This is a genomic window from Devosia geojensis (assembly GCF_000969415.1).
GTDB classification, from domain to species: Bacteria; Pseudomonadota; Alphaproteobacteria; order Rhizobiales; family Devosiaceae; genus Devosia; species Devosia geojensis.
In genome coordinates this window covers 1-8,410 of sequence record NZ_JZEX01000075.1, presented here as the reverse complement: position 1 = coordinate 8,410, position 8,410 = coordinate 1, and the positions used below count along the sequence as shown (strand labels likewise).

Here is an 8,410-nt window from a genome sequence, read left to right as displayed (position 1 = left end):
ATCCCGCTCCCCTCCCCTCAGGGGGGAGGGGAGCGGGATCGTGCCCGTCGGGACTCGCTATTCGCAGCGCTCGTAGGAAACAGGGGCGACACCCATTCCGTAACCCTGCTCGTTGAAGAGCAGAACGTTCTGCTCCTTATTGTACTCCCAGTTGCTCACATCGCCTTCCTCGGCGAGGTGAACGGCGCCGTTGCCGGCGGGACTGTCGTCCTCGAAATATTCAGCCTCCTGCGGCTCGTCACTGCCGAAGGCTATGGTGGTGGCGGTCAGGGTGATGGCATCCTCGCCATCACAGCCCCCGCTCGGAGCCCATTTGCCCTGGATGTCCTGAGGAATCTCGTCGGCGAAGCCCGTCGCGGTCATCGCGCAAAGCGCAAAGATCGCGGCGGCTGTACGTGCAATCGTCGTTTTCACGGTTGTCTCCTCGGTTTCGCCCCGCTTTTTCGGGGCCGGAGAGGATGTTAGCCCCTGTACGGGCGCTTGGCTGTTGCAATTTTAATCAATTTGTCCCCGTTCGTTTCAGGCCACGCACAAGTTCGCTTGCCAATCTCTGCCCCCAACGAACGGGGCAGGATGCCCGGAGGGTGCCAATGAGCGAACTAGCTGACGGCCAGCGGGCCTTTTCGACCTTCAGAGCTCTCAACGAGGATGTGCATCTGGGCGAGCGCGAGCAGCTCTTCCGCAATATGGCGCAGCTCTTCTCCTATGTATCGGACCGCTGCGACGACGAGCAGGTGGCCCAGTACGACGAGGTGCTGTGCCAGCTCGCCGAGCTGGTCGAGGTCGAGGCCCGCGCGCATGTGGCGCGGCTGCTGGCGCCGTTGGAGCGGGCGCCGGGCACAGTTGTCGTCAAGCTCGCCAATGACGACATCGAGGTGGCCAAGCCCCTCCTCGAGTTCTCCAACGTCCTCAGCGACGACGATCTCATCGACATCATCGCCAACCAGGGCGAGGAGCACCGCAAGGCCATCGCCGGGCGCTCCCACGTTTCCGAACGCGTGGGCGAAGCGATCGCCGAACACGGCGGGTCGAGCGCCGTCGCCGAGCTCGTGCGCAACATCAATGCGGAGCTGGGGCCGGGCACTCTCGACAAGCTCGCCACCCGCGCCAGCCGGGATCCGGCGATCGCCGGGGACCTGCGCGGGCGCGGGATCGACTGGAAGTCGCTGCGCGGCGAGATCGACTCGGTGGCCGGCAAGGTGCTGGAATCGCTCGGGCACGAGCACCGCCCGCTCGATCCGGTCGCCGCCGGCAAGGTCAACGCCGTCGTCTACACCCGCATGCGCAACCGCGCCGGGTTCAACGCCAACGAGTGGAAGGTCGCCTACAACCAGGTCAAGGCGCTTTCCGACCGCAAGCAGCTCGACGAGCGCGCTCTCGCCCGTTTCGCCCGCTTCGGCTATGGCCACCACGCGGCGGCCGCGCTCTCGGTGATGCTGGGCGTCGCGCCCGAGGTGATGGTCAAGTGGCTCGCCATGCAGGACTATGCGGCGATCTCGGTGGCGGTCAAAACGCTCGGCATCGGCGCGGACCTCTTCTCGGCGGTGGTGATGACGCTGCCCTGGCGCGACCTGCCCACGGAAGCCGACCGGCAGGGCGTATCGCGGCGCTACGATGCGCTGACCCGCGAGGAGGCCAAGGGCATCTTCGACCTCTGGCGCGACCACTCCTTCCGCAAGCGGCATGCGGGGGAACCGCATCTGTCGGTGATCGCGTAGGGGGCGGGTGCTCTTCTGCGGTCACGATTTTCGCACTCTCGCCTCCAACCACCGGCTGTCATCCCGGCGAACGCCGGGATCCAGTACACACTGGCCTGGCGGTGCGCGCCGTTTCCATAAGTCATTTCTGCAAAACGGGAACCTCCCGTGGGAGAGCGCGGCAAGAACCGCACCCGCGCCGTTTACTGGGTCCCGGCGTTCGCCGGGATGACAGCCGGTAGGTGGGGCACTATGATGCCGATACCGCCGCAACTCACCTCTAGACCATCCGTCAAAACAGATATAAAGATATCTTTATATCTCAAGGGGAGCGGATGGCCGATCTCGATTCTTTGGTGGGGGTGCTGAAAGCGGCAGGCGAGGGAACGCGCCTGCGGCTGCTGACGCTTCTCGCCGAGGGCGACCATACCGTCAAGGACCTGACCGAGATCCTGCGCCAGAGCCAGCCGCGCGTGTCGCGGCATCTGAAGCTCCTCGCCGATGCCGGGCTCGTCGAGCGCAATGCCGAGGGGGCCTGGGCCTATTATGGCCTCGCGCAGCGCGGACCGGCGAGCGAGCTTGCCCGCTGGCTCATCAAGCGGGTCGACCGCAACGATCCCGAGCTGCAGCGCGACCGCGAGCGGCAGGTGGCCGTGCGCGAGACGCAGCAGCGCCAGGCCGCCGAATACTTCGCCAAGGTCGCGGGCAGCTGGGACCTCCTGCGCTCGCTGCACGTGCCGGAATCGGCGGTGGAGGCGGCGATCACCGCCGAGCTCAGCGGGCGCGACGTCGACCTGATGGTCGATCTCGGCACCGGCACGGGCCGTATGCTCGAAGTGCTCTCGCAGACCTACCGGCGCGGACTCGGCATCGATTCCAGCCGCGAGATGCTGGCGGTGGCGCGGGCCAAGCTTGCCGGCGCGGGAATCGCCCATGCGCAGGTGCGCCTCGGCGACATCACCGACCTCGACATGGTCACCGCCCAGGCGGACGTGGTGGTGCTGCACCAGGTGCTGCACTATTTCGACGACCCGGGCCGTACGCTGGCGCAGGCGCGGCGCCTGCTGAAGCCGGGCGGGGAGATGCTGGTCGTCGATTTCGCGCCGCACGAACTGGAATTCCTGCGCACCGAGCATGCCCACCGGCGTCTCGGCCTGTCGCAGGCGCAGATGGAGGGATGGGCCGAAGCCGTGGGCCTCACAGTCGCCTCCTACAAGGAGTTTCCGAGCGCCAACGGGGAGGCGGGGTTGACCGTCTGTCTCTGGCGCCTGGCCGATGCCGGAAGCGGCAAAGCCGCAAAGGAGTAGAAACATGCTGTCTTCGTTCGATCTCGACCGTCCCAGCCGCCAGGTGGCCGAAAAGCGGCCCCAGCTGCAGCTGTCCTTCGAGTTCTTCCCGCCCAAGACCGACGCGATGGAGGAGCGCTTCTGGGAGTCGCTCGGCAAGCTCGCGCCGCTCAGCCCGCGCTTCGTCTCGGTGACCTATGGCGCGGGCGGCTCGACGCGGGAACGGACGTTGCGCATGGTCTCGCAGATCAAGGCGCAAAGCGGAGTGGACGCGGCCGCGCACCTCACCTGCGTCGGGGCGAGCCGGGCCGAGGTCGACGCGGTGGTCGAGGGCTACAAGGCCGCCGGCATCAACCGCATCGTGGCCCTGCGCGGCGATCCGCCGGAGGGCGTCGGCCAGCCCTTCGTGCCGCATCCGGAGGGCTACCGGAATGCGGCCGAGCTGGTCGAGGGCATCCGCCGGATCGGCGATTTCGACATTTCCGTCGCCGCCTATCCGGAAAAGCATCCGCAGAGCCCAAGCTGGGAGGCGGACATCGACAATCTGAAGCGCAAGCTCGATGCCGGCGCCTCGCGCGCCATCACCCAGATGTTCTTCAACAATGCCGACTACCTGCGCTACGTCGAGCGGGCGAGGAAGGCCGGCGTCACCGCGCCCATCGTGCCGGGCATACAGCCCATCCATTCGTTCAAGCAGATCTCGGGCTTTGCCGCGCGCTGCGGCGCGTCGATCCCGGTGTGGATCGCCGAGCGCTTCGAGGGTCTGGAGGACGATCCCGAAACGCATGCGCTGGTCGCGGCGGCGGTTGCGGCCGAGCAGGTGACGGAGCTGCTCGACGAGGGGGTGACGGAGTTCCACTTCTATACCCTCAACCGCTCCAACCTGGTGCTGGCGCTGGCCCGGCTGCTGGGGCGGCGGCCGGCCGTCGCCGTCTGAAGACCGGTCTTCCCGCAAACGTGAACTCGGTTCTGTGGTGGGAACACCGCCGGTTAACCATGATTTCGTCCCAATGGAGTGGCAAAGCGACCGGCCTGCGGGGTAAGTCCGGCTGCGTGCCGTTCAGTTGCGGTTCAGCTTGGGCTCGATAACCTCCAGACTGGGCCGGCGCCGATTCGAGCGCCGCCCAGCCGATGGACCGGCAAAATGCCGGCCGCCTGACGCGTTTCTGGTTTCCCTCTGAACGGGAAACGCATAGGGGACGAAGGACAATGCAGATCAGCCGTCGTGTCACCAATGGCCTTGCCTGGGCCGGATTGTTCATCGTCGTGGGCGTGCCCTCCGCCGATATCATCACCGCCCAGTTCATGGGCGAGCGCGAAACCATCGGCAGCGCCGTCGCGGGCGGCGCGCCCATCGTGCTCGATGTCGGCGAGAAGCCGCGTCTCGACCAGACGACGACCGCGTCGGTCGACGAGGATGCGGTGCCCACCGCCCCCACCCCGGCGCCCGCGCCTCAACGCACGCAGGTTGCCGAGACGAGCGCCGATCCGGTCGACCAGTACCTGCAGTCGGGACGCAAGCTGCCCTCCTATATCTCGGGCGGCGAGGAAACCGCCACCGCGCCGCAGCCTCAACCCGTGGCTCCATCCGAGCCGGCAGAGGTGGCGGCGACGCCCGCGCCGCAGCCGGTGCAGCCGACGCCCGCAGGGGCGGCGAGCGAGCCGACGGATGTCGCCGCTGTGCCTCAGCCCGGCAACAATGCGACCGTGACCGCTCCGGCGCGCCCGCCGGCGGCTCCGCCGATCGAGGTCGCGGCGATCGACCCCAACGCGCGGATCGCGCCGGTGCCGATGCCGCTCTCCATGCGGCCGACGCCCCGCAGCGAACCGACCATCGCGCGCACCGAACCCGTCGTCATTCCAAGCTCGGTGCAGGCGCCGGCCTCCGGATATCCGGTGGCGCCGCCGCAGGCGGTTGCCGGCTATGGCGACGTGGTCACCGCCGAGGAATTGGAGGACTGGGAATCGGGCCCGCTCTCCGAGTTCCTGCGCCAGCGCGGGGGCGGCCGGATCGACCCGGACTATGATCCGAACGGGTTCTTCCTCGACCAGGGGCCGAACAGTCGGGCCGACTATCGCCGCGAGCCGCCGCCGATCGTCAGCGTCTACCCGCTGTACTAGCCTGCACAACACCGAATAGCGGCTATTCGTCGCCGGTCGTGGACCGGGCGGCCGCTAACCGTTATGCTGTCCTTGAATCGAGCTTCGCACGACTTACGTCAGGCGGACCTCACGTTTGTTGGCGATGGAGCCGGCAATGTTTTTTGCATGCATCAGCAAGCCGGCCGAGTGCACGGACGTGTGGACAAAGCTATCCGACATTCTCGGCTCGTTCTCGTCGCGCACCGGCATCGCCGGGTCGCTGGCCAACCTTTTCGATCCCGACACGTGGCTGCCGGGTGGGCGTGACGCTGCCTTCACGCTGGCGCTGATCGCGCTCGCGGCCAAGATGGCGGTGGCCGATGGGGCGGTCACGGCCTCCGAGGTGCGCGCCTTCCGCGCCATCGTCGAGATCGTGCCGGGCCACGAGGACCAGGTTCAGCGCGTCTTCGACCTCGCCAAACAGGACGTCGCGGGCTACGATTCGTATGCGCGCAAGGTCTCGCGTTTCTTCGCCGAGAACCCCGAGACGCTCGAGCACGTGCTCGACAGCCTCTTCCACGTGGCGACCGCCGACGGGCTGGTGCATGAGGCCGAGCTCGACTACCTCAAGCACGTCAGCGACATCTTCGGGTTCGACGATGCGCGCTTCGAACAGCTCGCGTCCCAGCACGTGCGGCTGGAGACAGGGGTCGATCCCTATACGGTCCTCGGCCTCGCTCCCGGCGCCGACCGCGACGAGGTGCGCCGCGTCTACCGGCTGCTGGTGGCCGAGCACCACCCCGACCGGCTGATCGCCAAGGGCGTGCCCGAGGAGTTGATCGACGTGGCGACCAAGCGTATGAGCGCCATCAATCTGGCCTATAACGCCATCATGAAACCGCCGCAGCCGCGCCTCATTGCTTGAAGCGCGCTTGACGCGGACCCATATCGGTTTCAAAAGCTCTCTCCGCCAGTTGACCGGGTGGCCGCTCCCCTTCGTGGGAGAGGAAAGTCCGGGCTCCATTGAAACACGGTGCCGGGTAACGCCCGGCGAGGGCGACCTCAGGGAAAGTGCCACAGAAAGCAAACCGCCCCGGCTTGCCGGGGTAAGGGTGAAAGGGTGCGGTAAGAGCGCACCGGGCCGCTGGCAACAGGGGCCGCACGGTAAACCCCACCGGGAGCAAGACCAAATAGGGACGACGCGGGGCTTGCCCCAGCCTGTTTCAAGGCCAGGTCGTCCGGGTTGGTTGCACGAGGCGTCCGGCAACGGACGTCACAGATGAATGGCCATCGCGCCGAGGGGTTCGCATCCTTCGGCCCTACAGAACCCGGCTTACAGGTCAACTGGCGTTTTTCCTGTCCGTAGTCAGTAGCGGACCTGCCGGACCTTGATTCCGCCGGTCCTGCAGAAGTCCACGCTGGAGTCGCTGCGCATGTCCGCGGTGTTGTTGTAGAAAAGCGTGAGATCTGCTCTGCAGACCCCGTCCGGCAGGCGGACCGTGACGCTGAACGTGTCAGGTTCGCGCCCTTCGGGCAATCCGATGACTTCCCCGCCCTCGACGCGAATGCTGCGGATATTGACGTTCGACGGCTTTTCGATCTGGAACGTGTATTCGGCGGCGGTTGCGGTTGAAGCGACAGCAGCGGCAGCAAGCGCTGCGAGCACAGTATTCTTCACGTTAGTTCTCCCCCAAACACGCAAATATTATTGTACGGCCGGCGGGATTTGCAATCGGAGATCGAATGCCCGCGCCAGAATTCGGTTTCGGGCTGTGCCGGTATTTTTTCCCGCTGTGCTCGGAATCGCGCCCTAGATGTTCGTCCGCGTGGAGCGCTGGCGGTCCTCAAGCCCCTTGCGCTGCGCGCTCCAAATCGGCAATCCTCGCGGCCATCCGGTCCACCAGCAATGAACCGGATCTCGGGGGCATTGCTATGTTTGCACAAGAGATTGCCGGCGCGCCGATCGTGCCGACGGGCCCCAAGGGCCTGCCCGTGCTCGGGCACCTCCTCGACCTGCGAAAAGACGCCATCGGCTTCTTCGAGCGGAGCGCGCGCGAGCATCTCGATGTGACCAGGCTCCAGCTCGGCGCATGGCCGACGCTGCTCATCAACAATTCCGACCTCATTGAACAGGTGATGGTCAAGCAGCACGAAAAGTTCATCAAGAACCGGTTCTTCTGGCGCCAGCTCGAGGCGCTGCTGGGCACGGGGCTCTTCACGGCCGAAGGTCCGGCCTGGCAGCGCCAGCGCAAGCTCGCGGCGCCTGCCTTCGCGACGCTGCCTCTGCAGAGTTATGCGCCCGACATGGTCGCCATGGCCGAGCGCATGGTCGGCTCGTGGGAGGACGGGCAGGAGATCGAGCTGCATGCGGCGATGATGGAGCTGGCGCTGCGCATCGCCGCCAAATCGCTGCTCAACGCCGAGATCGACGATTATCTCGCCGATTTCGAGCAGGCGGGCACCTGGATCATCGATGAGATCGCGGCTCGCGTCGCCCGGCCGGTGCGCATCCCCGACTGGGTGCCGCTTCCGGGACATATCCGCTACCGGCGTGGCGTCTCCTACATTGAGCGGCTGGTCTACCGGGTGATCGAGGATCACCGCAGGAGCGGCGCGACGGGCAACGATTTCCTCTCGCTGCTGATGGCGGCGCGCGACGACGAGGGCAAGCCGCTCTCGGACAAGCAGCTGCGCGACGAGGTGCACAACATGCTGCTTGCCGGTTACGAGACCTCGGCGATCAGCGTTTCCTGGGGCTTTCACCTGCTCGGCCAGCACCGCGATCTTCAGGAGAGAATAGCCGAGGAGGTGCGCGCCGTCGCCGGCGACCGGCCGCTCAGCCATGAGGACATCCCCAATCTCACCCGCACCGAACACGCGGTCATCGAGATCATGCGGCTCTATCCGCCTGCCTGGTCGATCGGGCGCGAGGCCAGGGAAGACGCCGAGGTCGGCGGCTATCACATCCCCAAGGGCACGACGATCTTCATGAGCCCGTGGGTCACGCACCGCGATCCGCGCTATTTCGAAGATCCGACTGCCTTCCGGCCCGAGCGCTGGGCCGGGGATTTCCGCCGGAAGCTCCCGCGGTTCGCCTACTATCCCTTCGGCGGGGGGCCCCGCATCTGCATCGGCAACCGCTTCGCCATGATGGAGGCGATGCTGCTGGTCGCGACTATCGCGCGGCATTTCGATGTAGAGCGGATGATGGAGCGGCCGGTGACCCCGTCCCCCTCGATCACCCTGCGGCCGGGCGGGGGCGTCTGGGTGCGGGTACACCGGCGGAGATAGGCTCACGCCGGTGCACGATCTGCCTCCCTCCCCCTTGAGGGGAGGGATTGAGGG

General features: G+C 66.5%; 8 protein-coding genes and 1 other RNA gene. 7 read left to right on the top strand and 2 right to left on the bottom strand.

Features of this window, described 5'->3' with window-relative positions:
* Nucleotides 1–57 precede the first annotated feature (57 nt).
* A complete protein-coding gene (locus VE25_RS07080) occupies nucleotides 58–414 on the bottom strand; it encodes a hypothetical protein (RefSeq protein ID WP_046107910.1) in 357 nt (118 codons plus the stop codon).
* A 176-nt stretch (nucleotides 415–590) separates the two neighbouring features.
* Here VE25_RS07080 and VE25_RS07075 point away from each other — a divergent pair, with 176 nt between their 5' ends.
* From VE25_RS07075 to rnpB, 6 genes are all read left to right on the top strand, one after another.
* Nucleotides 591–1,718 (top strand): DUF2336 domain-containing protein, encoded by a 1,128-nt coding sequence (locus VE25_RS07075; protein WP_046107909.1) that lies wholly within the window; start codon nucleotides 591–593, stop codon nucleotides 1,716–1,718.
* A 314-nt stretch (nucleotides 1,719–2,032) separates the two neighbouring features.
* A complete protein-coding gene (locus tag VE25_RS07070; protein ID WP_052731792.1) occupies nucleotides 2,033–3,004 on the top strand; it encodes an ArsR/SmtB family transcription factor in 972 nt (323 codons plus the stop codon).
* Nucleotides 3,005–3,008: 4 nt separating this feature from the next.
* A complete protein-coding gene (metF, locus tag VE25_RS07065; protein ID WP_046107908.1) occupies nucleotides 3,009–3,920 on the top strand; it encodes a methylenetetrahydrofolate reductase [NAD(P)H] in 912 nt (303 codons plus the stop codon).
* Nucleotides 3,921–4,192: 272 nt separating this feature from the next.
* A complete protein-coding gene (locus VE25_RS07060) occupies nucleotides 4,193–5,104 on the top strand; it encodes a hypothetical protein (RefSeq protein WP_046107907.1) in 912 nt (303 codons plus the stop codon).
* A gap of 136 nt (nucleotides 5,105–5,240) precedes the next feature.
* Entirely contained in the window at nucleotides 5,241–5,990 is a 750-nt protein-coding gene (locus tag VE25_RS07055) for a molecular chaperone DjiA (protein ID WP_046107906.1), read from the top strand.
* A 45-nt stretch (nucleotides 5,991–6,035) separates the two neighbouring features.
* An RNA gene (rnpB, locus tag VE25_RS21730) (RNase P RNA component class A) lies at nucleotides 6,036–6,417 on the top strand.
* Nucleotides 6,418–6,431: 14 nt separating this feature from the next.
* Here rnpB and VE25_RS07050 read toward each other — a convergent pair.
* The gene (locus VE25_RS07050; protein ID WP_046107905.1) at nucleotides 6,432–6,743 is read right to left on the bottom strand and encodes a hypothetical protein; all 312 of its coding nucleotides are present in this window, start codon (nucleotides 6,741–6,743) and stop codon (nucleotides 6,432–6,434) included.
* A 254-nt stretch (nucleotides 6,744–6,997) separates the two neighbouring features.
* On the opposite strand from VE25_RS07050, the gene VE25_RS07045 reads away from it, so the two are divergent.
* Entirely contained in the window at nucleotides 6,998–8,356 is a 1,359-nt protein-coding gene (locus tag VE25_RS07045) for a cytochrome P450 (protein ID WP_046107904.1), read from the top strand.
* Nucleotides 8,357–8,410: the final 54 nt, after the last annotated feature.